Raw genomic sequence first — 24,646 nt, 5'->3', positions numbered from 1 at the left:
TTTGGGGACGGCGGAAATGTTGCCGACGACCGGGATGAGCTCCGAAGTCGAAATGCCTTGTCGCGCTCACCCCCCAAAAGCGGACGGACGGCTTCCGGCTAACTGCGGCATTTTCCACTTTGAGGCGAAATAGTTCTCAACTATGGTTTGCCAGCCTAAAGGCATGGGGGATTGCCGATGGTTTTATCACGCAGGGGTGTCGTGACCGGCGGCCTGGCACTGGTCGCGGTCGGTGCAACCGGCAATACTGTTCGAGCCGCGGCGGCAAAATCCTTTTTCGCCGGTACCGCCACCGACAACAATTTTGTCTATCGCAAGACCAACTTCGCCAAGATCGACAAGCGATGGCATCGCCAGATCGTCAAGTATTTCAGCAGTGAGTCGGTCGGCACCGTCGTGGTCGATACCCGCCACCACTTTCTCTACCTCATCATGGAAAACAAGACCGCCATCCGCTACGGCGTCGGCGTCGGCAAGGAGGGCTTCAAATGGTACGGCCGCGCGACGATCGACCGCCGGGCGCTGTGGCCGCAATGGGTCCCGCCCCCCGAAATGCTTAAGCGCAGGCCGGAGCTACCGCCCATGATCGCAGGCGGCGCGCCCAACAATCCGCTCGGGCCGCGCGCGCTCTATCTGTACCGCGACGGCGCCGACATCGGCTACCGCCTGCATGGCACGCTGGAGCCATGGAGCATCGGCACCGACGCTTCCAGCGGCTGCATCCGCATGTTCCCGGAAGACATCATCGACCTCTACCAGCGGTGCCCGATCGGCACTGCGGTGGAGGTCCTGCCGCACATCGCCGACCAGGCGCCCGCTTCCACCACTGTCGAATGATGGCGCACCATGGACCGGATGATTGAAAACACGCGTCGGCTGCTCGCCGCCGGCCTGCTGGTGGTGGCCGCATCCTGCTCGACCAGCAACACGCTGGCCCCGCCCACGCCCGACGTCACCAACGCCGAGATTGCTGGCTTCCAAAACGTGCAGCCGGGTAGCGAGGAGGATTTTATCCTCAATGTCGGCCGCCGCACCTTTTTCACGAAAGGTTCGGCGGAGCTCGATTCTGTCGCCAAGACCACCCTCGACACCCAGATCGCCTGGTTGGCAAAGTATCCGCGCTGGCTGCTCAAGCTGCAGGGTTTCGCCGACGATCCCGGCGCAAGCGAAACGGCGCTGTCGCAGCAGCGCGCCGATGCCGTGATGAACTACCTCGCCGCCGGCGGTATAGACCGCAACCGCATGTGGGCCAAGGGCTACGGCAAGGACAGGCTGGTCCGCGACTGTCCCGACACCGCCTGCAGGTCGCAGAACCGCCGCGTTGTGTCCAATCTGCGCGACGAGAGGGACGACTCGTAGGGGGCAGTTTTACCTGTCACCAAATCAGAGCCTCACAACGCGACGGAATTTGCCCGTCGTGGCACTCCTGCCTGTATCATCCACCGCCGCCCGCATTGGCTTCCGGCATGACCTGCAGCAACGGTTGCGGTGATACTGCGATCTCTCCCGTGAAGGGCCGGTCGTGGGCGAGAATTAGCAGAACGGATGCCGCCACGCCGGTCGCAAAACTTCCAAGAGCGATCGCCGATGCCATTCGGTTGTCACTATGGACGACCGCGATCGCGAGAAGAGCACAGAAGGCTTGCAGGATCAGGCAGGCCCACTTCGTGGGGTTGACCTGTGCCGAGCTGACGAGAACCCGTTGGCGACGCGCCTCGAAGGCGTCTTCAAGCGCCCTCGTCATCTCGCGCTGCGCGATCTCCTGGCCGGGATTGCCTGGCGCCAAAGCCAGCGTCGTCCGCAGCGCCTGGTGAAGCGGCGGCGGGATTATGGTGAGGGTCGCCGCGCTCTCGGCCATCAGCGGCCACTCCTGGCTCGTCGTTTCCTCGATATAGCTGCGCACCAGCGCCCGTAGGCGCGCCTCGGGCTGCCCTGGAAAGCTGCTCGCCAGAACCACGACCGACCGCAACGCACTGGCCTCACGATTGACTGCCGCATTGGCGCGATCGTTGTCGCTCCAGACCTGAGCCGCGGTGAACGCCACAAATAGGCCAAAGATGATCCCGAGCGGCGGCAACATGCCAGGCGAAAGCGCCTTGAATGACCGCGCCGTGGAGCCCGCAGACAGAGCGGCGATGACTTGGTGCAAGATCAAGGCGACGATATAGGTGGCCCCGAACACTACGACAGCCATCCAAGCGAGTGGAAGAGTATGCAACCAGCCACTCATAGTAGCCCCTGCCCTATCCTGAGAATTCGTCGTCAGGCGTTTGTAAGGCCGTCATTCCGCTCGTGGCAATGCCACTGTGTTCCTTCGTGTCGACAATCTCTACGCATGGCAGCGAGTGTCAGCTTTGCGCCTAATCTCGGTCGTCGCACGGATCCTGCCCGCACCCCAATAGCAGACATCTGAGTGAACAGGGCGAAGGTGAGGGGCGTTTGCGCCCTCAACGGACATTGATCGATGAAACCCACGGGCATTGCCCTCATAGTCAAAAGACGAGCCTATATCTGACGAGAGCAAGCCGGCGATCCAAAGGATGCGCCCTTTAGTCGGGAAGGCCAGCCTTGCGGTAGCCTTCGACGAAGCGCTGGAGCACTTCCTCGTCGTCGAATGGCTGTGATGTTGCCCAGTGCCCGATGCTGAAATGGGGATCGCTCATCAGGAAGAATTCCGCCTCTTGACGAGCTTCATCAAGGCGCCCGAGCTGCGCAAGGGCTGCCGCTAAGATGCGCCGCGACGTGGTGCGGTAGGTTTCCGGCCTGCGTAAGGCCTCGACCGCAGATTGATAGTCGCCGAGCGCATAATAGGCTTGACCGGCCATCCAGTAGTACCATCCCGGAGGGTGCGGATTGAGCCGCAACGCCCGCTTCACAAATTCGACGCCCTTGACGGCGTCGCCCCTTAAGGTGATGAGATCCGAGCGCATCGCCCAGGCATCGGCATGATTGGGATCGAGCTTGAAGGTCGCTTCGAACTCAGCATCCGATTCCGGGAAGCGCCGTTCGTGACTAAGTATGATACCCAGCAACCAGCGGTTCCCGGCATCGTTAGGGTCGAGCGCCACTGCCCGCTGAGCTTCCGCGAGGGCGCGAGGCTGGTTGGTTTCCCTCGGCTCGTTCCAGAACAGCCAGCCGAGCCAAAGATTGAGGGCCAGCAAGCTATGTGCTTCGGCATAGTCGGGATCGAGTCCGATCGCCTTTTCCAGGAGGGTGCGCGCTTCCCGCGCGCCTAACCCGGTCTGAAAACTGACACCGCGGGCTCGCACACAGAGGTCATACGCTTCGAGACTCGTCGGCCGTTTGCGCGCCGGCTGTCCGGCCAATCGACCGACGAGGGCTTCGACGATCTTGGCCGTGACCTCATCCTGCACTGCAAAGATATCCTCGAGGCTGCTGTCGTAACGCTCGGCCCAGATATGATCGCCGCCGACCGCGTCGATCAGCTGCGCATTGATGCGCACGCGCCCCGCGGCGCGCCGGGCGCTGCCTTCAATCACATAGCGCACCCCAAGATCACGCGCGGCCAAACGCACATCGACCGACCGCCCCTTGTAAGCAAAGGTCGAGTTGCGCGCGATGACGAAGAGGCCGGCTGAGCGAGACAGGTCGGTGATCAAGTCTTCGGTCAAGCCGTCGACAAAGGTTTCCTGCTCCGGATCGTTGCTCATGTTGGTAAAAGGCAAGACCGCGATCGAGGGCCTGTCGGGCAGTTCCAGCGATGCCAGTCGCCCTACCGGAGCCGCTCTCGGAAGCTGCAGGTTCACGCGATAGCAGTATACCGGCTCGGCTATGTTCTTCACCCGCTGCTCGCCCATGGGCTCGAACGCAAACGCTAGCTTCTGCCTAACCTCCTTGGACACCTTCTCCGAAACGCAGATGCCACCGGGCTCGGCGAGTTGTTGGAGGCGCGACGCCACATTCACACCCTCGCCATAGCGATCGTCCCCTTCGACGATCACTTCCCCAAGGTTGATTCCGATCCGGACTTCGAAGCGCTGGTCTTCGGCGACGCTCGCGTTACGTTCCGCCATGCCGCGCTGAAGCGTGACCGCGCATTCGACTGCATCTACCACGCTGCCGAACTCCGCCAGCAGGCCGTCTCCCATCAGCTTGAAGATTCGCCCGTGTCGCGTCTCGATTTCCGGCTCGAACAGCTCTTTGCGGCCACGTTTCAGCCGATCGAAGGTGCCCGCTTCATCCGCCTCCATGAGCGCCGAGTACCCTACGACATCGATGGCAAGGATGGCAGCGAGCTTCCGCTCCATGTTGAGCCCCAGTCAAGATTCGCGACACGCAAGCCGCGGGCCCGAGGGACCGGCGCCTCCAGCGTGCCCTCACCGGTCTATCATACCACAGATCACGCTTCTTGAGGCTATGACTCGCGCGACGCCTTGGCGATCCCTGCCGCAGCGCCACTGACGAGCGGGTCCCACCTTACCTGCTGCTTGTTCGCGGCAGTTGCCCCGCAATCGGACAGTGACGGCTTCGGGTCCAATTCAGGACCTTAGCTCCATCGGTTAAAATGTCCGCTATTCGCTTCGCATACAAACGCCAGAACGGCCTTTCCGCGTCTCGATAATCGCACGTTTAGGGTCGCCTTTGACGCGGATCCGTTCAGTTTCGCATGCCGAAGGAACCGCGGCTTTGCGCTGCATGTCGGCCGTATAGTTCACCTTTGCATTTCCTGAAAGCTGATGTGCAGCGACTGCACTCGCGACCTGGTGATGCCAAGTGAAGGTCTAACCGACGAACGGAAATGCAGAGCCGTCTTACCCGATTGGATCCACCATCGCCTGTGACAGGCGGGTGAACCGGTGGAATGGCCACAGAAGAAAAGGGCAAATGAGGAGGGCGGCAGCGCCCAGGTCGAGCGCGGCCGTCGCGGTGCCAGCCCAAACGGCAAGCCTGCCGCCGATCGCTGGCGCGGCCAGCATGCCGGCATAGTAGACGGTGTAGAACACTCCCATCCCGATCGATCGCGTCCTTTGATCGAGCACGCGCGTGGGCAAGCTCATGATCGCGCCGGCCGGCAGGCCGCATACGATCCCCGTGGCGATGATGAGGGGCAGCAATGGTCCGTTCCGCGACAGAAGGAGCATCAGCATTGCGAAACCCGCACAGCCTAGAGTGAGAATCGCACCGCCCCGTCTGGTGCGATCGACCAGCAAGCCACCCAGCGGGACTGAAAGCATAGCCAGCCAAAGCACGACACTGATCGCCGAGCCTGCCGCCGCGTTGGACCATCCGCGATCGACAAGCATCTCGGGACCGAAGCTGAAGACCATTGCGAAGCCGACATTGTAGAGGCACCAGATCAGGCCGGCGGTGACCAGCGCATAGCTTGTACCGGCTGAAATGGCCAAGCGCGCTATTCTCCCGGCATGTGACGCCTCCGGGGCGCGATAGACGAAGGCCATGAGGCCGATGCCAACCATAATCAGAACCGAAACGGCAAGGCCGACTGCGGCCATCCCGAACGTCGTCCCGATTGCCGGCAGCAGCATGAGAGCGATGGCGATACCCGCTGGCCACGAGTTGATGTAGATAGCCATCGCGGTTGCGATCTCCCGGCCGGCAAACCAGTCGGCGACCATCTTGGTCATCAGGACATTCAGGAGGACACCGCCTGTGCCGCCGATCAGTCGGCCACCGATCTGCAGGCTCCAGGATGTCGAAGCCGTCGTCAGCATTTCACCCGCCAGCATCATCAGCAGGCCGGCGAGAACGGTCGACTTGTCGCCATGGCGCTGGCCGATCGTCGCGCCGGGCAGGGCCAGTGCGACCCCCGGCGCCAGATAAAGGCCGATCAGAATCCCGATGTCGGCCAGGCTCGCCCCGAGGCTGTCGCCGACAAGGGGCGCGACAGCGGCAATGCTCTGAAATTGAAAGGCCATTGCGGTGCGGGCGACGAACAGGACCGCAAGGATTGTCCAGCGACTGCGCACGGTTCCCCCCACGGAGCCCGAACTAGCCAGGCCGTATGTTTTGGTTCAACCGGAAGAAATTGGTCGGGTCGTATTGCTTCTTGATGGCGACGAGGCGCGCATAATTTCCGCCGTAAGCATCCCGCACGCGCTCGTCGCCCTCATCGCCGAGATTGTTGGCATAGACACCGCCGGTGGAGAATGGTCTGACCGCGTTCCACAACTCGCGCGCCCAGCGGATGTTCGCCTCGTCATCGGCCGGATTGTCCCAGATGGCGATCGGGAAGCAGTCAAGGGCCGCGTCGCGGTTGGCATAGGGCGAGTGTGACGCGGGCACGCGAGCGATCGCGCCGCCGACCTGCTGGAAAACCAGCAGGGACGAATGATTGGGAGCCCTCGCGTAACTGCCGAGCAGCGCCTCGATCGCACCATCGCTGATCTCGCGCAGGAACTGCGCCTTCCAGTAATAGCGCCGCCCGCGCGGAAAGAGGCTGTCGCCCGCCGATTGAATCTGGAGATAAGGAACGGCCTGAAGGCGGCTGTCGATGGGCGATCCGAATTGCATCAGCGGCGCGATGACGGATTCGCCCGCTTCGGGCGACCCGACATAGCAAGCCGAGATATTGAAGGCGCGGTCACCCGAGGGCAGCGTGACGAGCGCGGCGTCGACGCTCACCTCGTCCGGGGCGCCGCGGGAGAATCTGTCGTAGAACCGCATGGCCTCGCGCGCATGATCGTAAGCATGAAGCACCGAGCCCACGAGAAGCGACGGGCCGATCGGGTGCAGCCGGTATTCGAACCTCGTCACGATGCCGAAATTACCGCCGCCGCCGCGTAAGGCCCAGAACAGGTCGGGATGCTCAGTGGCGCTTGTTCGCAACAGCTGTCCATCGGCCGTGACAATTTCGGCCGCGATCAGATTATCGCAGCTCAGGCCGTGCTTTCGTCCGAGCTTGCCGAAGCCTCCACCGAGCGTGAGGCCGGCAATACCGGTGTCGCCATTGACGCCCATGGTCGTCGCAAGACCATACGCTTGTGTGGCAGCGTCGAGCTCGCCGAGGGTCAGACCAGCCTCGGCCCTGGCGATGCGACGCTCAGCATCGACCGCGATCGTCTTCATGCGGGACAGATCGATCACCATCCCATCGTCGCAGACGGACAGACCGGCGACGTTGTGGCCGCCGCTGCGAACCGCCACGAGGCAGCCTTGCGACCTGGCATAGGTCACGGCATGGACGACGTCATCGGGATCGGCGCAAAAGACGATTGCGGCGGGACGTTTGTCGATCGTCCCGTTCCAGACCCTGCGCGCTTTGTCGTAGGCAGCGTCCTTCGGCAATACCAGTTCGCCCCGTAAGCCTTGGCGGAACTGTTCGATCGCCGTGATCGAGGAATCGGATCGGCCCGATGGCACGTCGGTCTGTCGCGGAAGCTCCATCCTTGCTGTCCTCGGTTCCAACAGGACCACGGTCTCATAGCGTCCGGCCTTCTGCAAAAGCGAAATTCTTAGCTACTAGGTGAGAGGAATTCATCTACACTGGCAGCATGAGGAACACTCCGCCGCTCCGCGCCTTGCATGCCTTTGAGGCCGCTGCCCGGCACGGCAGCTTCAAGGCCGCGGCGGTGGAGCTCGGCGTGACCCCGACGGCGATCAGTCACCAGGTCCGCCTGCTGGAAGAGATATGCGGCCTGAAGCTGTTCCAGCGCCGACCGCGCCCGCTCGCGCTGACGAGCGCGGGAGCGCGCCTGTTCCCGATCCTGCGCAACGGCTTTGATATTCTCGCTGGTTCCCTTGCCGCGGTCGCCGACTCGGATGTTCAAACGCCGTTGCGGGTGACAAGCCCGAACGCTTTCGCGAGCCGCTGGCTCGTGCCCCGGTTGCCGAAATGGCGAGAGGTCAACCCGGCCGTGCCCCTGGAGATCATCGGCACGGACGCGCTGCTCGATCTGCGCGCCGGCGCCGCCGATGTGGCGGTCCGCTACACACGGCGCCCGCCTTTGGGATTTGCCGCGCAAGAGCTGTGCCGCGATTCCTTCTTTCCGATTTGCAGTCCGCGATTGCTGGCAGGCGATGGGCGGCCGGTCGAGCGTGCCGCCGACCTACTGCGCTATCCGTTGATCCATTTTGACTGGATGAACCGGGATCCGGACGCTCCCACCTGGCGCCGATGGCTGGCAACGGCGCGTTCAATCGATCCGGACCTGATCCCGGACAAAGCCTGGGATTTGAGCTTTCGCGAAGAGCTGCATGCGATCGATGCAGTTGTCGCCGGGCAAGGCATTGCAATCTTAAGTGACGTCGTGGTTGGCCGTGAACTGGAAACTGGCACGCTCGTCAAAGCCCATCCATTGTCCTTGCCGGGCTACAGCTTCTATGTCGTATGGATAAACCACAGTCAGCGATCCGCGGTGATGGAGTCTTTCCTGGCGTGGATGAGAACCGTGATCTAACGGCTGGCGCATGCGGTTGCATGGATGGGTGAGCTTCAGATCTACTTAGGCGATCCGCAAGCGGCACTGATAGCTTGTGGCGCGGCCCTCCGTATAAATCCTCGTCCACCCGGTTGGTATTTCTGGATCATGGGAATAGCGCAGATTTCCTCCGGTCACTATGAAGAAGCTGTTGCTTCGTTGAGCCGGGAAGAAACGTACGGGACGGGTTCGAGGGAGCACTTGGTTCCCGCGCTTGCCCTTGCCGGTCGCGTTCCTGAGGCAGAGGAGGAAGCCCGCCTATTTCTTGCGGGCAATCCAAATTGGAGGGTCGGTGATTTGGTGGCGAACTCACCTTTTAAGAGGCCGAGTGATGCGCAGCCGTTCGTTGATGGCTGGCGTCTGGCGGGCTTGCGGGACTAGATGGCGCTTGAAGCGGATTGAAATCGGTAAGAAGTTTTCCGTCTGGACAATTCGAAGGTTTTTGAGGAGATCGCCACCATCATGAGCGCTCAAGGCTTGCCCAGCGTTCTCGCATTTGAACGCTACGACCCGACTGACGCCTCGCTGGACTGGCTGCGCGAGCGTGGAGTCAACGTCATTTTCGGAAATGCGCTCTGGGAAATGCCGTTCGAGCGCTTCACCGAGGATGAGCTGATTGCCAAGGCACACGGCTGTGTCGCCTTGATGGGGGCAGGCGGCACCCGCATCACCCGGCGTGTCATGCAGGCGCTTCCGGATCTGCGCTACATCTCCAAATATGGCATTGGTGTCGACAGCATCGACATCGACGCCGCCACCGAGCACGGCATTCTGGTTTCCAGCACGCCGAACGATTTTCAGATCTTCACGGTCAGCGAGCACGCGGTCGCTCTGATGCTGGCAGTCCGCTGTGCGGCGCTCGACGTGTTCGACCAGGAGCCGCCGAAGACCGACGATCCGCTGTTTTCGCTACCCAACGTCTTGTGCACGCCGCATGTCGCGGCCTGGACGACTGAAGGAACTCAGGCCATCGGCTGGCATGCGGCCAAGAACCTCTGGGCGATGATGAGCGGCGAAGGACATGCCGATATCGTCAACCCGCAAGCCAAGCAGCGCAGGAGTGCGCCCTTGCTCAGCGACGTGTGATTCCAGGAGGCTGCGTGAATGCCCAACCCCTCCTCTCTCGATTGTGGCCACCTGCTTCCATGTTTCGGCATCGGGTCATGTCTCGACGATACCCACCTAACCTGAATGTCAGCTCTCGAGGATTCGCAGTCCGAACCCGCCGGTCTTCTCTCGGCTCCATCTCAGCATTATCGGCGCAAGCTTGATTGGCCCGAGCGTCGGATCCGGCGGCTTGGATACGGCGCCAATCAATTCCGGCCGTTGAGGTGCCGTACCCGCCGCAGTGCCGGGAACAGCCAGGCCCACAGGCCTGCGACCGCGACGGCGCCGATTCCGCCGATCACCACCGCCGGCACGGTGCCGATCAGCGCCGCCATGGTGCCGGCGCGGAATTCGCCGACCTCGTTGGAGGCGCCGACGAAGACCTGGTTCACCGCATTGACGCGGCCGCGCACCTCGTCAGGCGTCCACAGCTGGATCAGCGTCTCGCGGATATAGACGCTGAACATGTCGGTGGCGCCGAGCAGGGCAAGGGCCAGGATCGACAGCCAGGTGATGGTTGAAACGCCGAACAGAACCGTGACAGCGCCGAACAGACCGACGAAGCCCAGCATGATCTTGCCGGCATGGTCGCGGATCGGGTGGCCGGCCAGCCAGACTGCGACGCAGATGGCGCCGATGCCCGGTGCCGAGCGCAGCAGGCCGAGGCCCCAGGGTCCAAGCTCAAGGATGTCGCGCGCATAGACCGGCAGCAGCGCCGAGGCGCCCGACAGGAGCACGGCAAACAGATCGAGCGAGATGGCGCCGAGCACGATCTTCTCGCCCCAGATGTAGCGGAAGCCGGCAAACAGCGTTTCCATCGTCGGCTTGTCGGTGGCGGTCTGCTGGGCGGGTTTCGGAATGGTGAAAACGAGCAGTGCCGCAACCAGCATCAGGACGGCGGCGGTGATGTAGGCCGTCTCAGCCGAAAGCCCGTAAAGCAGGCCGCCGGCGACGGGCCCGACAATGGTTGCCGTCTGCCAGGCCGACGAATTCCAGGCGATCGCATTGGCGAAGTCCTCCGGCGGCACCAGATTGGCGAACAGCGAGGATGAGGCCGGTCCATAGAAGGCGCGCGCTATGCCGAACATCGCAAGCACCACAAAGATCGGCAGCGGGCCGGCGAGGCCGCGCAACGTAAGCAGCAAGAGCGCAACCGCACAGCTCGCTTCGATCAGCGACGACAAGGTCATGATCAGGCGGCGGCCGAAGCGGTCGGCGACGACGCCGGTGACCAACACCAGGAGCAGCGACGGCAGGAACTGGACGATGCCGACGATGCCGAGGTCGAAGGGATCGCGGGTCAGATCGTAGACCTGCCAGCCGACGGCGACGGAGACGATCATGGTGGCGAAGGTGGTGAGGAAGCGCGCCGCCCAGTAGCTGAGGAAGGGCGTGTGCCGGAAGGCGGCATAGCGCTGGTCCGGCGATGTCTGTTCGGCAGTCATGGAGAGAAAGGCCCCGTTGCGAAAAAAGGCCGGCGGGGCAACTTCCACGATGGGCGCTGGTCCGGCCAGATGACCTTCTAGCAAAGTTCGCGGCGGGATGTGTGGCAGAATCGGCGCTGGATCAAGAAATTTCCGGCTGGCGGCAAAGCGGGACGGAAAGTCAGTCCCTTAGCGCGGCGGAGATGGCCTCCAGCCCGCCGCGCAATTCGGCCTCCTTCGGCCAGCCGAAGCCGATACGGAAGAAACGCTTCGGCATCTCGAACCAATGGCCGGGGCCAACATAGGTGCCATGGTCTTCCAGCAGCCTTGCGTAGAAGCGGTCGAGGTCGAAATCGGCGCCGACATTCAGGCGAGGGAAGCCGACGACGCCGCCTTCCGGCCGCACCCAGCCGACCAGCGGCTCGCGGTCTATCCAGGCCTGGACGATGTCGCGGCGCTTGGCCATGTCGGGCAGCAGTGTCGCCAAAAAGGCGTCGCGCCGCTGGAGCATGCCGCGCGCGATGGCTTCGTCGATGACGCTGCCGCAGATGCCGATCTGCTCCTTGGCGGCGAGGAACCTTTCCTGGAGCGCGGTGTCGCGCGTGACCAGCCAGCCGATGCGGACGCCGGGAATGCCGAAAGCCTTTGACAGCGACGAGACGCTGATCGCCGAGCGGCTCAGCGATGCCGCCGCCGGCAGGCGCCGCCCGTAGGAAAGGTCGCGATAGGTCTCGTCGGCCAGCAAATGGCATTGCCGGCTTTCGGCCAGCGCCACCAGCGCGTCGAGATCGGCCCGGCCCATCATCGTGCCTGTCGGATTGTGCGGGCAGGTGACGCTGATCAGGCGGGTGTTAGGCCGCATCGCCGCGGCGAGACGATCGACATCGACGGCGAAGTCGTCGTCGAAGTCGAGGTCGACATAGGAGATGGCGCAGCCGATCGCCCGGGGCGTCTCGATGTTGGTGGCGTAGTTGGGCCTGACGACGACGAGGTGGTCGCGCTCGGACAGCAGCGCGGTCGAGATGATGAACAGCGCGCCGGCGGCACCCGCGGTGACCAGCACGTCATCCGGCGAAAGCCCGTCGTCCTGTGCCGCGACCAGGGCGCGCAATTCCCGGTCGCCGCGATGTTCGCCGTAGAACAGCGTCAGATCTGGCAGCGACAGACCCATGTCGGAGAGCTTCTGGTCGGCGATCGAGCTTTCGGAGAGATTGAAGCGGATGCGGTCGTAGCCGTATTCCTCCGGCGCCTCCTTCTCGATCACCATCCGTGCGTAGTTCATGGCTGCCCCCGACACTGTCGGGGTTATCCAAGCCCAAAAGCATGAAGCCTGCCAAGGCGGATTCGCCGGCAGGCTTCTGTTCCAGTCGTTGAAACTATTGGCTCAGCGCCGTGGGTAGCTCAGGCCGAAACCTTTTTCCTGCCCCTGGTCTTGACCGGCTCGGCGGCCTTGCGGCCAAGGCCGATCGACTTCGCCAGCTCGGAACGCGAGGCGGCATAGTTGGGGGCGACCATCGGGTAGTCGGCCGGCAGGCCCCACTTGGTGCGGTAGGCTTCCGGCGTCAGCCCGAAATGGACGCCAAGATGGCGCTTCAGCGATTTGAACTTCTTGCCGTCCTCGAGGCAGATGATGTAGTCCGGCGTCACCGAACGCCTGGGATTGACCGCGGGGACGAGCGGCGCGGCGACCGGTTCGGGCGGCTGGCCGAGGCTGCTGATCGAGGCGCTGACGCTGGCGATGAGCTCGCTGAGGCCGGAAGCAGGCAGACGGTTCTTCTCGACGTAGGCGGAAACGATGTGGGCGGTAAGCTCGAGCAGGTCGATTTCCTTGCGAGCGTCATTGCTGTCGTCGGCCAATTTATTTCTCCGTCGGTAGGGGGTGGCGCGACTCCTAGTCGGCAAATCTGCTCAACGCAATGAGTTCGCGCCGCGAAACACGTTATTTTGAATAACTATACTGAGATGTAATACTATCAGACGATCAGCGCCTTGTCGCGCCACAGTCGAAAACCGCCTTCGAAAGCACGCGTATTGTCGCCGCGCCTGGAATCGGCGGGCATTTGATCAAGCTTGTCGACGTTGCCGCCGCCGATGACGACGTAGTCGGGCTGCAGGGCGGCGCGAAGCCTGTCGACGACGTCGAACACGGATTTGCGCCATTTCCTCTTGCCGCGCTTCTCCAGCCCGCGCTCGCCGACATAGTCCTCGAAGCTGCCGCCCTTCTTGTAGGGAAGGTGGGCGAGTTCCATCGGCTGGGCGACATTGTCGACGATCATAGCGGCGCCGAGGCCGGTGCCGAGGCCGAGGAACAGCATGCGCCCGCCCTCATAGCTGCCGATGGCCTGCATCAGCGCGTCGTTGATCACCTTCACCGGCTTGCCGAAGGCGGCGGCGAAGTCGTGGCCCGCCCAACCCTTGCCGAGATTGGCGGGGTCGGCGAAAGGCCGGTTGTGGGCGACCGGGCCGGGGTAGCCCATCGAGATCACGTCATAGGAGAGGCCCTCGGCCAGCGTCTTCACCGAGGCGATCATCTGCTGCGGCGTCAGGCCGGGGCCGGACTCGGCGCGGCGCATCTCGCCGCCGGCGCTGGTCAGGATCTTGACGTGCGAGCCGCCGATGTCGATCGTCAGCACGATCGGTTCCGCGTCCGCCGCCGCCGGCTTTGCCGCCTTGGCCATGTCGTTGCCTCCCGCGCTTATTTCGATGGGTTGATCCAACCGTTCGGCGGGCCGAAGCCGTTCATGGCATCGGCCGGTCCCCAGCTCTTCGGCGCGTAGACGTGCGGCGCCGTCGTGTCGCCAAGCACCGGGCCGACAATGCGCCAGGCAAGCTCGGCCGCATCCTGGCGGGTGAACAGCTGGCCGTTGCCGTTCATGGCGTCGCCGATCAGCCGCTCATAGGGCGGCATGTCGCCCTTCGAGTCGTCGAGCGCCGTCAGTTCCACCTGCTCGCCGACCATGTCGTCGCCGGCCACCTTGCGCTGGGCGCCGATCGAGATCGCCACCTGCGGGTCGATGCGGAAGCGGACATAGTTGGCGTCGTCCGGCTTGATCGGGTCGAAGACATCGAGCGGCGGCCGCTTCAGCCGCACGATCACCTCGGTGGCATGCACCGGCATGTTCTTGCCGGCGCGGATGAAGAAGGGCACGTCCTGCCAGCGCCAGGTGTCGACGAAGAAGCGCACCGCGGCGAAGGTCTCGACCGGGGAGTTGGGCTTGACACCCGGCTCCGCCAGATAGCCGTCGAACTGACCGCGCACGACATCTTCCTTGGTCAGCGTGCGGATGGCGCGGAGCACCTGCACCTTCTCGTCGATCAGGTCGTCGGCCGAGCGGCCGACCGGCGGCTCCATGGCGAGCAGCAACAGGATGTTGAGCAGGTGGTTCTCGATGACATCGCGGATGCAGCCGACATCGTCATAGAATTTGCCGCGACCGTCGATGCCGAAATCCTCGGCCATGGTGATCTGCACGCTCTCGACGAAATTGCGGTTCCAGATCGGCTCGAGGAAAGCATTGGCGAAGCGGAAATAGAGCAGGTTCTGGATCGCTTCCTTGCCGAGATAGTGGTCGATGCGGAAGATCGACTGCTCGTCGAACACCAGGTGCAGCACCCGGTTCAGCCAGCGCGCAGACTGCAAATCGTGGCCGAAGGGCTTTTCCACCATCAGCCGCGCGCCGCGCGCGGTGCCGGACTGCTCCAGCCCCTGGACCACAGTCTCGAACATGGTCGGCGGCACCGCCATGTAGTGCAGCGGGTGCTGGGCGGAGCCGAGCGCTGTCTTCAGTTTCTCGAAGGTCGCGCCGTCGCGGTAGTCGCCGCTGACATAGCGCAGTTGCGAGGCCAGCCTGGCGAACACCGTCTCGTCGACGCTGCCCAGCGCGTTGGCGATGCCGTCGTGGGCGCGCGCCTGCAATTTGCCGATGTCCCAGGGGTCGAAGGCGACGCCGATCACCGGCTCGGTCAGCGTCCCCTTGGCGACCATCTGGTAAAGTGCCGGGAATATCTTCTTGTGGGCGAGGTCGCCGGTCGCTCCGAAGAGCACCAGCGTGTCGGACCGTTCCTGGCTCATCAATGTCTTCCCCCGCACACTCAGGCGCCGGTCTTCGGCTTCTCGACATGGCCGCCGAAGGCGTAGCGCATGGCGGAGAGCAGCTTGTCGGCGAATTCGGATTCGCCTTGCGAGGAGAAGCGATCGAACAGCGCCGAGGACAGCACCGGCGCCGGCACGCCGGTGTCGATCGCCGCCTTAAGCGTCCAGCGGCCTTCGCCGGAATCCGAAACGCGACCGCCGAACTGCGTCAGCGCCGGGTCGTTCTTCAGCGCGCCGGCGGTGAGATCGAGCAGCCAGGAGCCGATGACGCTGCCGTGACGCCAGACCTCGGCGACCTGCGGCAGGTCGATGTCGAACTGGTAGTATTGCGGGTTTTCCAGCGGGCTGGTCTCGGCGTCGGCGGTGCGCGCGCGCTTGCCGGCATTCGCCGACTTCAGGATGTTGATGCCTTCGGCATAGGCGGCCATGACGCCGTATTCGATGCCGTTGTGGACCATCTTGACGAAATGGCCGGCGCCGCTCGGCCCGCAATGCAGATAGCCGTAGGGCGCGGTGCCGGCGTCCTTGGCCGGCGTGCTGCCGGCGTCGGCGCCGGGCGCCAGCGTGGCGAAGATCGGATCGAGATGGCGAACCGCCTCGTCCGGGCCGCCGATCATCAGGCAGTAGCCGCGATCCAGGCCCCAGACGCCGCCGCTGGTGCCGACATCGACATAGTTGATGCCCTTGGCTGCCAGCTCGGCGGCCTGGTCGACGGCGTCGTGATAGTAGGAATTGCCGCCGTCGATGATGATGTCGCCGGGCTCCATCAGCGCCGCCACCTGGTCGGCGATCTTGCCGGTGATCGCCGCCGGCAGCATCAGCCAGGCGCTGCGCGGCTTGGAAAGCTTGCCGACGAACTCCTCCATCGAGGCCGCGCCGATGGCGCCGTCTTTGACCAAAGCGGCGACGCTTGCCGGGTTGATGTCGTAGACGACGCATTCATGGCCGTCGCGCATGAGGCGGCGCACCATGTTGGCGCCCATCCTGCCCAGTCCCATCATTCCGATCTGCATGGTCTTATCCCAGTCGCTCGAGGAAAATAGAATCTACTGGCCGTGCTGTCTTGATCGATCATGATCTTTTCCGAAAACCGGTATCCACTTTTCGGGATCATGACTGGGCATCGACGCCGACGGTGAAGTCAACATTCTCCCAACGGCCGGTGTCGGGCCAGAAAAAAGTGAAGACGATCGTGCTTCCCTGCGGCAGGCGGTCAACGGGCAGATCCACCAGATGGACGCCGAACGCGTTCTCGGCGGTCCTGTCGTCGCGCACCGTCAGCCACTTGTCGCTGCTCCAGTGCACCACGCCTTTGGCCGCAAGCTCGACGCGCAGCATCTTGCCGGCGGGGATGGCGCGGATCTTGTTGTTGAAGCGCCATATCCTCGTGGGCGAGGTGGTCCTTGCCTTGATGTAGCGCTCGACGCCTTGCGGCGGCAGGTCGAAGACGGCGCCGTCACGGAGCGAGCGCAACAGCTTGATGTGCTCGGAATGCGCCCAGACCAGCGGCATGGCGCTGCCCGAGGGCGCGCCGAGGCGCAACTCGCGCTGCGGCAGGTTTGGTCCGTCCCAGACCTGCTCCGGCAGCAGGCCGCCGACACCGGCGGACGCCTCGAGCGTCGCAAGCAGGCTTTCCGCTCTGTCGCTGTGGCCCGCGGCGAGCTCGTAGTGGGCGCGCTCGCCCGCCAGCAAGGGCCACGCACGGCCCAGGCCGGTGCCGTCGAAGGGTGAGCCGTCCTCGTGCTCGCCATAGCCGTCGCCGGAGTAGCGGTACCAGAGCGGTCCTTGCGGCAGGTCGCGGCGCAGCCTGGCGTCGATGACCTTCAAAGTGTCGAGGATGCGCGGATCATCTGCTGCCCTGAGCCCAAAGCGCACCAGCGCCAGCGCATCCGGGCTGATGATGGCCTCGGCCGGCCTGTCGGTCTCGGTCGGCGGCCGGTTCTTGATCGGCACATAGCCGTCCTTCGGCGACGCTGCATCCGATGCATCCGGCGGGGCGATGCGGACATAGTAGCCGTTGACGCCCACTTCGGCGCATAGCGGCGTACCCGCGACATAGGTCCAACGTTCGATCTGGTCGTTCCAGCAATCGGCGGTCTCGCGCAGATAGTTTGCCGGCTCTGGTTTTCCCATGATGTCGAGCATGTCGGCGGCAGCCAGCAAGGCGGCAATTTCGACGGCCAGCGTGAACAGGCTGTAGCCGGCATCCTCTTCCCAGCGGTCCTCGCCGGTGACCGGACCGTTGCGCACCACATAGGCCGCGGCACTTTCGATCATCGGCAGGAAGTCGGCGAGCTTGGCGTGCGGCAGATGGCCGGCACGGCGCAGGGCGTCGGCGAGCAGCAGCGGAAAGGCGCATTCGTCCATCTGGATGCCCGGCCAATAGGCGGTGCCGTCGGACCAGGCATTTTGCGGCCAGTGGCCGTCCGGCTGCTGGATCGAGCGCAGATAGGTCAGGATCTGCAGCGCCTGGCTGCCGTCACCGGCGGCGAGGAAGCCGCCGGCCGTCTCGACCAGATCGCGCGGCCAGATAAGGTGATAGCCGCCGAGATCGTCGTCGCCCTTGTTGAAGCCCCAGGGGATCGACAGGCTGGCGACGGCGGCTCCCGGCCTGGCGATCGACAGATGCGAGGCCAGCACCGCCGTGCTGGCGCGGTAGGTGTTCAATCCCGTCACTGCCTGCCGGTCGAGCTTCAGCAGCCCGGCCTGCCATTCGCGCCAGTTTTCGACATAGGTCCTGGCAGCGGCATCGAAGCCCTGCTCCAGGGTGGCCGAAGCCATCTCGGCTGCCTCTTCCGGCGAGCTGCCGAAACCGAGCGCCAGCAGGGCCGTGCCGTTGCCGGCGGAAAAGCCGATCTCGCCGGTCAGCGCGACATTGCCGTCCTCGGCCCGCTGGCAGGCCGGATCGAGCGCGCCGCCATGCTGGAGCTGCTGCCAGCCGTCGGAGAAGCCGACATAGCCGGCCGAGCAGGCGCCCCAGGGCAGCGACGAGGCAAGCGCCAGGCAGGTGCCGCGTCCCGAAGCGAACAGCACAGGCCTGCCGTGGTGCTCGCCGACCCAGGCGGTGTTGCCCATGCCGGCATTGACGAGATGGGGCGCCAGAAGCGCGTAGACTCGGTAGTCGGCAGGCCGGCCCTTGAGTGCCGTAAAGGCGATCTCCTGCAGCAGGACAGGGCGTTTCGGGTCCGTAACGATCCGTTTCTCGATCTTGTATGACCCGTCCGTCGCGGTGTTGGTCAGCCTGTAGCCGGGCACGCCGTCCTCGAAAGGCGCGACCGTATGCACGGCATCGCGCTTCTCTTCCGAAAAAGCGCCGGCGGGGCCGGTGACGATCAGCCCCATATCGCGCGTGCAGGCCTTGTCGAGGCGCGGATAGTAGATTTCGTTGAGGATGCCGTGGCTGATCGTGAACCAGACCCGGCTGGCCTCAGAAAGCGCCGTGCCGACGCCGTTCTTGGCGCTTGACGTCCAGCGCGCCGGTATTCCCGGGGCGCCCTGAGCAACGGTCGCTGCCATGCATCATCTCTCCTGCCGTCGTTCCTAAACCAGGAGCAGAAGGCTTTTCAATCGTCGCACCTGAAGTTGATCGCCAGTCGCAAGAGCAGGCGTCGTTGACAGCGGCAGCGGCAAGCGTTCACTATTTCAGCGCAGGGAGGACTGCAGGCAAACCCGGTTTCGGCCGCGCCGGCGAACGAGGCGTCGTGGCGTGTCGCTTGGTTAGCCGAGATGGCAAGGGAGGAGACATGTCGGACGTATCTCCCCAGCTGATCGACAGGCTGCTCGCCATTTCGCGGGCGCTGGCAGGCCATATCGATCCGGGCTCCGCATTCCGGGCAACGGCGATCGAGATCGGCACGCTCATCCCGCACGATCATATCGACCTGGCGGTGCTGTCGCAGGACGGACGCATGCATGCCTGCTACGAGGCGGGCTTCCACACCAGCTGGAGCGAGCTGGCGCAGCATCCGGTGGAAGGCAGCCCGATCCGCTACGTGCTGTGGGGCAAGACGCCCTACCTGTTGTCGGACAACGCGCTTGTCGACGACCGCTTCCACTTTGCCGGCGCCTTCGATGGGCCGATTTTCGCCGCCAAGCTGCGCAGCCGCATCATCGTGCCGCTGAGGGCGCGCGGCAGCGTCATCGGCGCGCTCAACATCAGCCGCCACGAGATCGGCTGCTACACGCTGGCGGATGTCGCGGTCGCCCAGCAGTGCGCCGATCTGATCGCGCCCTATATTTTCGCGCTGATCCAGACCGAGGAGGCGCGGCGCGCCATGCTTGCCGAAAGCGAGACGCGCAACCGGGCGGAGCTGCTCAGGGTCGGCGCCTCGCAACTGACGGAAGGCATGGAGCGCGAGCGCCGCCGCATGGCGATGGACCTGCACGACCAGACGCTTGGCGACCTTGCCCGCATCGCGCGCCAGGTCTCGGCCTTCCGCAGCCGGGGCATGGCGCGAACGGCGCAGCTCGCCGACCTCGAGCAGGAGATCGCCGGCTGCCTGGCGGAGCTGCGCCACATCGTCGACGACATGCGGCCGAGCGTGCTCGAGCTGTTCGGCCTGCGCGACGCCGTCGAAGCGCATCTGAACCGCAGCGTCGCGCGGGCGAAACCGCCGATCGCGGTGCGCATCGCCGACACCAGCGACGGCAGCGCCGACAGCCTGTCGGAGACGATGCGCACGGCGCTCTACCGGATCGTCCAGGAAGCGATCAACAATGCCGTGCGGCACGCAGCGCCCGGCCGCATCGAGGTGCTGCTGACGTCGACCGACAGCGTGTTCAGTGTCGTCGTCACCGATGACGGCCATGGCTGCGGCACGATCGACCCGGCGGCGCAGGGCGGCATCGGCCACATGCACACGCGGGCAGCGCTCGTCGGCGCGAGGCTGCGCTTCGAGCCGGCCGGCCGCAAGGGCGGCACCAGGGTTCTGATCGAGATCGATCGCGCGCCAGCGGACGGCAAGCCGGCCACGGCTGGCGAGCAGCAGGCGGTATCGGAGGTGGCGTAGTGCTGATCATGATTGCCGAGAATGACGGGCTGCATCGCACCTTCGCGCGCCGGACGGTGGAACAGCTGTGGCCGGGCGATGTCGAGGTGATCGAGGCCGGCGACGGCGAGGATGCCATCAACCTGGCGGCCGAGCGCGAGCCGCCGCATGTCGTGCTCGACCTGCAACTGCCCAAGGCGACGGGCATCGAGGTGGCGCGCGCGATCTGGAGCCGACGCGCCGGCACGCACATCCTGTTCTGGTCGAACTTCGCCGACGAGGCCTATGTGCGGGGCGTGGCGCGCATCGTGCCGCCCGGCTCGGTCTATGGCTATGTGCTGAAATCGGCGACCGAGGAAGGCATGCGCTCGGCGCTGCGCGGCGTCTTCCGCGAAGGTCACTGCATCATCGACCGCGAGATCCGTGGTATCCAGCACCGCGTCCAGGACCGCTTCGAGGGCATCACCGACGGCGAGTATGAGAGCCTGATTGACATCGCCTTGGGCCTGACCGACAGGGCGATCGCGGCGCGCCGCGGCCTGTCGATCCGCGGCGCCCAAAGCCGCATCAAGCATGTCTACGACAAGCTGGGCATCGTGCCGCCGGAGGAGGGCGCCGGAGAGGCTTCGGTCTTCAACTCGCGCACGCGAGCGATCTACCTCGCCCTGGCGCGGGGCCTGGTCAACATCGATGCGCTGCGCCGCGAGCAGGACAGGCTCGACGCCTGGCTGGCACAGGCGGCGCCGCTGCAGGATCAATGATCCTTGTCACCGGCTTGCAACCGACTGTGCAAAACCACAGTCGGCGCTGCGCGTTGACCCGTATCGCCCGGCCCGGGGCCTGACTAGGCTCGCTCCCCACAACAAGAAAATGCCCGGGAGGCGCCGATGCCGTTCGTCAACATACGGATACTCGAGGGCCATTCGCAAAAGCGCAAGGACGAGATCTCGCGCCGCGTCACCGAAGCCATCAGCGAGGTCGCCGAACTGCCCAAGGAGGCGATCTGGGTGGTGTTCGAGGACGTGGCCGGCAGCGACTGGTTCGTCGGCGGCGCGGCTGTCCGCAAGCCGAAGGACCAGTGATGTCGATTTCGGCGCGGGCCCGCCATTCCGGCTTCGACGACGTTGTCGGCAACGCGTCGATCGAACGGCTGGCCACGGGCTACTCCTTCATCGAAGGGCCGGTGTGGCATCCTTACGAGAAATGGCTGGTGTTTTCCGACATTCCCGAAAGCCGCATGTACAGGCGCAGCCCATCGGGCGAGATCGAGCTGTTCCGGGAGCCCAGCCATAAAGCCAATGGCAACACGCTCGACCGCCGCGGGCGGCTGGTCACTTGCGAGCACGCGACGAGCCGCGTCACCCGCGCCGAGCCGGACGGAACCGTGACCGTGCTCGCCACCCATTACGGCGACAAGGAGCTGAACAGCCCGAACGACGTCGTCGTCGCTACCGGCGGCTCCATCTACTTCACCGACCCCGGCTTTGGCCGGGTGGAATTCTACGGCGTGCCGCGACAGCAGGAGCTTTCGTTCCAGGGTGTCTACCGGATCGACGGCGACGGCGCCCTGACCTTGCTTGCCGACGATTTCGCGCAGCCCAACGGGCTCTGCTTCTCGCTCGACGAATCGCGCCTGTTCATCAACGACACCGAGCGCGGGCATATCAGGGTGTTCCGCGTCGAGACCAATGGCGACCTCAATGGCGGCGCGGTCTGGGCGGTGATCGAAGGCACGGAGCCGGGATCGACCGACGGCATGAAGATCGACAGCCGCGGCAATCTCTATTGCACCGGCCCGGGCGGCATCCACGTCTTGGATGCCTCCGGCGAGCTTCTCGGCGTCATCGCGACGCCGGAAGACTGTGCCAATTTCACCTTCGGCGACGAGGATCTGAGGAGCCTCTACATCGCCGCGTCGACGTCGCTCTACCGGCTCAGAGTCCGCGTGCCGGGGCTGAGGCTGTTTTGAGCGCGGGATCGTCCGGGCTCAAATCGGATTGGAAGTGAGGCCGGCCTTAAAAGCCGGCTGGAGTGCAGCAGTCAACACATCTGGGAGGATACGACATGAAGAAACTACTCGTCCTGAGCGCTCTGGCGGCGATGCTCGCCTCGGGCACCGCGCTTGCCGATACCAGCGGCAAGAAGATCGCCTTCTCCAACAACTACGCAGGCAATTCGTGGCGCCAGGCGATGCTGGACAGCTACGGCATCGTCACCAAGAAGGCGGTCGAGGACAAGGTGGTCGCGGCCGCCGACGTCTTCACCACCGCCGACAAGGAAGTGCCGACCCAGGCCGCCCAGGTGCAGAACCTGATCCTGCAGGGCTACGACGCCATCGTCATCAACGCCGCCTCGCCGGATGCGCTCAACGGCGCCATCAAGCAGGCCTGCGATGCCGGCATCGTCGTCGTCTCCTTCGACGGCACCGTCACCGAGCCCTGCGCCTACCGGGTCGTCGTCGACTTCAAGGACATGGGCAAGCAGGAAGTCGAGCAGATGGCCAAGTTCCAGCCCAAGGGCGGCAATCTGCTGGAAATCCGCGGCCTGGCCGGAACCTCGATCGACGACGCCATCCATGCCGGCATCCTCGAAGGCGTCGCCGCCCATCCCGAGTTCAAGATCGTCGGCTCGGTGACCGGCGACTGGGACCAGACCACGGCGCAGAAGGCGGTGGCGACCATCCTGCCGTCGCTGCCGGATGTCGTCGGCATCGTCGACCAGGGCGGTGACGGCTACGGCGCCGCGCAGGCCTTCGCCGCCGCCGGCAAGCCGCGCCCGACCATCATCATGGGCAACCGCCAGGACGAGCTGAAGTGGTGGAAAGAGCAGAAGGAGAAGGACGGCTACGAGACATGGTCGGCGTCGATCGCGCCGGGCGTCTCGACGCTGGCCTTCTGGGTGGCGCAGCAGGTGCTCGACGGCCGCACCGACATTCCGCACGACCTTCTGGTGCCGTACCTCGCCTTCACCCAGGACGATTTCGAAGCCGCCCTGCCGAAGATCAAGGAAGGCGGCGTCGCCACGCACGAATATACGCAGGAAGACGCCATCGGGGCCATCAAAGCCAACATCAAGTGATGGCTACTGTTGCCGCCGGCATCGCCAACCGGATATCGTTGAGCATGCCCAAGGCAAACACCGACACCAGGCTGGACGGCGCCGCGAAGCATTTCGGCGCCGCCAATATCGACATCATCAGGCTGGACGGTGCCGAAAAGCATTTCGGCGCCGTCCGGGCGCTTGGCGGCGTCGACTTCCATGTCGGCGCCGGCGAATGCGTCGGCCTCGTCGGCCATAACGGCGCCGGCAAGTCGACGCTGATGCATATGGTGGCAGGCACGCTTGTCCCCGACAGCGGCGCGATCACGGTGCGCGGCAGCGCCGAGCGGGACTATTCGGTGCCGCGGGCGCTTGAGCTCGGCATACGCTGCGTGTTCCAGGAGCTGTCGCTCTGCCCGAACCTCAGCGTCGCCGAGAACACGCGCATCAACCATCCTTCGCTCACCGGTTTCGGCTGGCGCCGCAAGGCCGCCGAGCTGATCGCCGCCAAGCTGGACGAAATCTTCCCCGACCATGGCATCTCCGCTTCCGACATCGCCGGCGACCTGTCGATCGGCCGGCGGCAGATGGTGGAAGTGGCGCGCGCCTTCACGCTGACCGAGGATCCGCTGGCGCTGGTCATCCTCGACGAGCCGACCTCGTCGCTCGACGCGCACACGGCCGGCCAGCTGCTAGCCTTCGTGCGCCGCTTCGTCGCTTCCGGCGGCAGCTGCATCCTGATCTCGCATGTGCTGGGCGAAGTGCTGCAGAACGCCGACCGCATCGTGGTGATGCGCGACGGCAAGGTCGTCGCCGCCGACGCCGCAAGCGCATTCGACCGCGACCGGCTGGTCGCCACCATGGGCGGCGCCGAGGGGCATCAGAGAACGGCCGCGGAGACAAGGAAGGCCGAAGCCGGGCCGCTGCGGGTCAAGGCGCGTCCGGCGCGGCAGCAGGACGGCAAGGAGCTCGTCGCCCGCGCGGGCGAGATCATCGGGCTCGCCGGGCTCGCCGGCCACGGGCAGACCGACCTGTTGCTGGCGATCTTTGCCGCTGCCCAGCGCGCCAGGACCGGCATCGAGGTGACCGCGCCGGTGGCGCTGGTGGCCGGGGACCGTCAGTCGGACGGCATCTTCCCGCAGTGGTCGATCGCTGAGAATATCGGCATCCGCTCGCTGGCGCGGCTGCGCACCGGGTTGCTGATCTCGCCGCAGCGCGAGGCCGAGCTTGCCGACTTCTGGAAGAACAAGATCGGCATCCGCACGCCGGACATGAACAACAACATCTACTCGCTGTCCGGGGGCAACCAGCAGAAGGCGCTGTTTGCGCGTGCGCTGGGCTCGGATGCCGGGATCGTGCTGATGGACGATCCGATGCGCGGCGTCGACATCGGCACCAAGCTCGAAGTCTACGACCTGGTGCGCGAGGAGGCTGGCCGCGGCCGCACCTTCCTCTGGTACACGACCGAAACCGAAGAGCTCGACAATTGCGACCACGTCTATGTCTTCAAGAACGGCCGCATCGTCGCCAATCTCGGACGCGACGAGCTGACCGAGGAAAAGATCATCCAGTCCTCGTTCGGCGACGCGGCCTGAG

The 24,646-nt window shown here is 64.6% G+C and carries 21 protein-coding genes; 10 read left to right on the top strand and 11 right to left on the bottom strand.

Annotated features, from left to right (window positions below; genetic code table 11):
• The first annotated feature begins 177 nt into the window (after positions 1–177).
• On the top strand, positions 178–837 hold the full coding sequence (locus EN786_RS17025) for a L,D-transpeptidase (RefSeq protein ID WP_135908682.1): 660 nt from the start codon (positions 178–180) through the stop codon (positions 835–837).
• 9 nt (positions 838–846) lie between these two features.
• Positions 847–1,359 (top strand): OmpA family protein, encoded by a 513-nt coding sequence (locus EN786_RS17020; protein ID WP_127309194.1) that lies wholly within the window; start codon positions 847–849, stop codon positions 1,357–1,359.
• A gap of 76 nt (positions 1,360–1,435) precedes the next feature.
• Here EN786_RS17020 and EN786_RS17015 read toward each other — a convergent pair whose 3' ends face one another.
• The 4 genes from EN786_RS17015 to EN786_RS17000 form a co-directional block, all read right to left on the bottom strand.
• Complete coding sequence (locus tag EN786_RS17015; protein WP_245478147.1) at positions 1,436–2,182, bottom strand: DUF4239 domain-containing protein; 747 nt, start codon at positions 2,180–2,182, stop codon at positions 1,436–1,438.
• A 367-nt stretch (positions 2,183–2,549) separates the two neighbouring features.
• Complete coding sequence (locus EN786_RS17010) at positions 2,550–4,268, bottom strand: adenylate/guanylate cyclase domain-containing protein (protein ID WP_127309192.1); 1,719 nt, start codon at positions 4,266–4,268, stop codon at positions 2,550–2,552.
• Positions 4,269–4,772: 504 nt separating this feature from the next.
• Positions 4,773–5,960, bottom strand: a complete 1,188-nt coding sequence (locus tag EN786_RS17005) for an MFS transporter (RefSeq protein WP_245478146.1) — start codon at positions 5,958–5,960, stop codon at positions 4,773–4,775.
• Between the two features lie 10 nt (positions 5,961–5,970).
• Positions 5,971–7,365 (bottom strand): FAD-binding oxidoreductase, encoded by a 1,395-nt coding sequence (locus tag EN786_RS17000; protein ID WP_127309191.1) that lies wholly within the window; start codon positions 7,363–7,365, stop codon positions 5,971–5,973.
• A 134-nt stretch (positions 7,366–7,499) separates the two neighbouring features.
• On the opposite strand from EN786_RS17000, the gene EN786_RS16995 reads away from it, so the two are divergent.
• Together EN786_RS16995 and EN786_RS16990 are read left to right on the top strand one after the other, a co-directional pair.
• A complete protein-coding gene (locus EN786_RS16995; protein ID WP_245478145.1) occupies positions 7,500–8,378 on the top strand; it encodes a LysR substrate-binding domain-containing protein in 879 nt (292 codons plus the stop codon).
• 483 nt (positions 8,379–8,861) lie between these two features.
• Positions 8,862–9,485 carry an NAD(P)-dependent oxidoreductase gene (locus EN786_RS16990; RefSeq protein ID WP_127309190.1) on the top strand — a complete coding sequence of 208 codons (624 nt, stop codon included), beginning with the start codon at positions 8,862–8,864 and terminating at the stop codon, positions 9,483–9,485.
• A 227-nt stretch (positions 9,486–9,712) separates the two neighbouring features.
• Here the strand turns inward: EN786_RS16990 and EN786_RS16985 are convergent, their stop codons facing one another.
• The 7 genes from EN786_RS16985 to EN786_RS16955 form a co-directional block, all read right to left on the bottom strand.
• A complete protein-coding gene (locus tag EN786_RS16985; protein ID WP_127309189.1) occupies positions 9,713–10,951 on the bottom strand; it encodes an MFS transporter in 1,239 nt (412 codons plus the stop codon).
• A gap of 160 nt (positions 10,952–11,111) precedes the next feature.
• Positions 11,112–12,212 (bottom strand): aminotransferase class I/II-fold pyridoxal phosphate-dependent enzyme, encoded by a 1,101-nt coding sequence (locus EN786_RS16980; protein WP_127309188.1) that lies wholly within the window; start codon positions 12,210–12,212, stop codon positions 11,112–11,114.
• 119 nt (positions 12,213–12,331) lie between these two features.
• Positions 12,332–12,787, bottom strand: coding sequence for a MucR family transcriptional regulator (locus tag EN786_RS16975; RefSeq protein WP_127283072.1), 456 nt, complete (start codon positions 12,785–12,787; stop codon positions 12,332–12,334).
• A 116-nt stretch (positions 12,788–12,903) separates the two neighbouring features.
• Positions 12,904–13,608: an ROK family protein gene (locus EN786_RS16970; RefSeq protein ID WP_127283073.1), complete on the bottom strand. Its 705-nt coding sequence runs from the start codon at positions 13,606–13,608 to the stop codon at positions 12,904–12,906.
• 17 nt (positions 13,609–13,625) lie between these two features.
• The gene (gene zwf, locus EN786_RS16965) at positions 13,626–15,002 is read right to left on the bottom strand and encodes a glucose-6-phosphate dehydrogenase (RefSeq protein WP_127309186.1); all 1,377 of its coding nucleotides are present in this window, start codon (positions 15,000–15,002) and stop codon (positions 13,626–13,628) included.
• Between the two features lie 20 nt (positions 15,003–15,022).
• Positions 15,023–16,036 (bottom strand): phosphogluconate dehydrogenase (NAD(+)-dependent, decarboxylating), encoded by a 1,014-nt coding sequence (gene gnd / locus EN786_RS16960; RefSeq protein ID WP_127309185.1) that lies wholly within the window; start codon positions 16,034–16,036, stop codon positions 15,023–15,025.
• A gap of 97 nt (positions 16,037–16,133) precedes the next feature.
• On the bottom strand, positions 16,134–18,539 hold the full coding sequence (locus EN786_RS16955; RefSeq protein WP_127309184.1) for a glucan 1,4-alpha-glucosidase: 2,406 nt from the start codon (positions 18,537–18,539) through the stop codon (positions 16,134–16,136).
• Positions 18,540–18,766: 227 nt separating this feature from the next.
• Here EN786_RS16955 and EN786_RS16950 point away from each other — a divergent pair, with 227 nt between their 5' ends.
• From EN786_RS16950 to EN786_RS16925, 6 genes are all read left to right on the top strand, one after another.
• Positions 18,767–20,032, top strand: a complete 1,266-nt coding sequence (locus EN786_RS16950; protein WP_127283077.1) for a histidine kinase — start codon at positions 18,767–18,769, stop codon at positions 20,030–20,032.
• Positions 20,032–20,772, top strand: a complete 741-nt coding sequence (locus EN786_RS16945) for a response regulator transcription factor (RefSeq protein WP_127283078.1) — start codon at positions 20,032–20,034, stop codon at positions 20,770–20,772. The genes EN786_RS16950 and EN786_RS16945 overlap by 1 nt, the downstream gene beginning before the upstream one ends.
• A 126-nt stretch (positions 20,773–20,898) precedes the next feature.
• Entirely contained in the window at positions 20,899–21,093 is a 195-nt protein-coding gene (locus EN786_RS16940) for a 4-oxalocrotonate tautomerase family protein (protein WP_127283079.1), read from the top strand.
• The gene (locus EN786_RS16935; RefSeq protein WP_127309183.1) at positions 21,093–21,980 is read left to right on the top strand and encodes an SMP-30/gluconolactonase/LRE family protein; all 888 of its coding nucleotides are present in this window, start codon (positions 21,093–21,095) and stop codon (positions 21,978–21,980) included. Before EN786_RS16940 ends, EN786_RS16935 begins: the two co-directional genes overlap by 1 nt.
• A gap of 95 nt (positions 21,981–22,075) precedes the next feature.
• Complete coding sequence (locus EN786_RS16930) at positions 22,076–23,089, top strand: ABC transporter substrate-binding protein (RefSeq protein ID WP_127309182.1); 1,014 nt, start codon at positions 22,076–22,078, stop codon at positions 23,087–23,089.
• 44 nt (positions 23,090–23,133) lie between these two features.
• The gene (locus EN786_RS16925) at positions 23,134–24,645 is read left to right on the top strand and encodes a sugar ABC transporter ATP-binding protein (RefSeq protein WP_245478144.1); all 1,512 of its coding nucleotides are present in this window, start codon (positions 23,134–23,136) and stop codon (positions 24,643–24,645) included.
• Position 24,646: the final 1 nt, after the last annotated feature.

This window comes from Mesorhizobium sp. M4B.F.Ca.ET.143.01.1.1 (assembly GCF_004792275.1).
GTDB lineage: Bacteria > Pseudomonadota > Alphaproteobacteria > Rhizobiales > Rhizobiaceae > Mesorhizobium > Mesorhizobium abyssinicae.
This window is presented reverse-complemented; position numbering and strand designations above follow the sequence as displayed.

Bases quoted from the DNA above. Each gene is read 5' to 3' on its own strand.
- EN786_RS16950 (WP_127283077.1), top strand. From the start codon at position 18,767: ATGTCGGACGTATCTCCCCAGCTGATCGACAGGCTGCTCGCCATTTCG.
- EN786_RS17010 (WP_127309192.1), bottom strand. From the start codon at position 4,268: ATGGAGCGGAAGCTCGCTGCCATCCTTGCCATCGATGTCGTAGGGTAC.
- gnd (WP_127309185.1), bottom strand. From the start codon at position 16,036: ATGCAGATCGGAATGATGGGACTGGGCAGGATGGGCGCCAACATGGTG.
- EN786_RS16925 (WP_245478144.1), top strand. From the start codon at position 23,134: ATGCCCAAGGCAAACACCGACACCAGGCTGGACGGCGCCGCGAAGCAT.
- EN786_RS16940 (WP_127283079.1), top strand. From the start codon at position 20,899: ATGCCGTTCGTCAACATACGGATACTCGAGGGCCATTCGCAAAAGCGC.
- EN786_RS17000 (WP_127309191.1), bottom strand. From the start codon at position 7,365: ATGGAGCTTCCGCGACAGACCGACGTGCCATCGGGCCGATCCGATTCC.
- zwf (WP_127309186.1), bottom strand. From the start codon at position 15,002: ATGAGCCAGGAACGGTCCGACACGCTGGTGCTCTTCGGAGCGACCGGC.
- EN786_RS16980 (WP_127309188.1), bottom strand. From the start codon at position 12,212: ATGAACTACGCACGGATGGTGATCGAGAAGGAGGCGCCGGAGGAATAC.
- EN786_RS17020 (WP_127309194.1), top strand. From the start codon at position 847: ATGGACCGGATGATTGAAAACACGCGTCGGCTGCTCGCCGCCGGCCTG.
- EN786_RS16955 (WP_127309184.1), bottom strand. From the start codon at position 18,539: ATGGCAGCGACCGTTGCTCAGGGCGCCCCGGGAATACCGGCGCGCTGG.
- EN786_RS16990 (WP_127309190.1), top strand. From the start codon at position 8,862: ATGAGCGCTCAAGGCTTGCCCAGCGTTCTCGCATTTGAACGCTACGAC.
- EN786_RS16935 (WP_127309183.1), top strand. From the start codon at position 21,093: ATGTCGATTTCGGCGCGGGCCCGCCATTCCGGCTTCGACGACGTTGTC.
- EN786_RS16985 (WP_127309189.1), bottom strand. From the start codon at position 10,951: ATGACTGCCGAACAGACATCGCCGGACCAGCGCTATGCCGCCTTCCGG.
- EN786_RS16930 (WP_127309182.1), top strand. From the start codon at position 22,076: ATGAAGAAACTACTCGTCCTGAGCGCTCTGGCGGCGATGCTCGCCTCG.
- EN786_RS17025 (WP_135908682.1), top strand. From the start codon at position 178: ATGGTTTTATCACGCAGGGGTGTCGTGACCGGCGGCCTGGCACTGGTC.
- EN786_RS16970 (WP_127283073.1), bottom strand. From the start codon at position 13,608: ATGGCCAAGGCGGCAAAGCCGGCGGCGGCGGACGCGGAACCGATCGTG.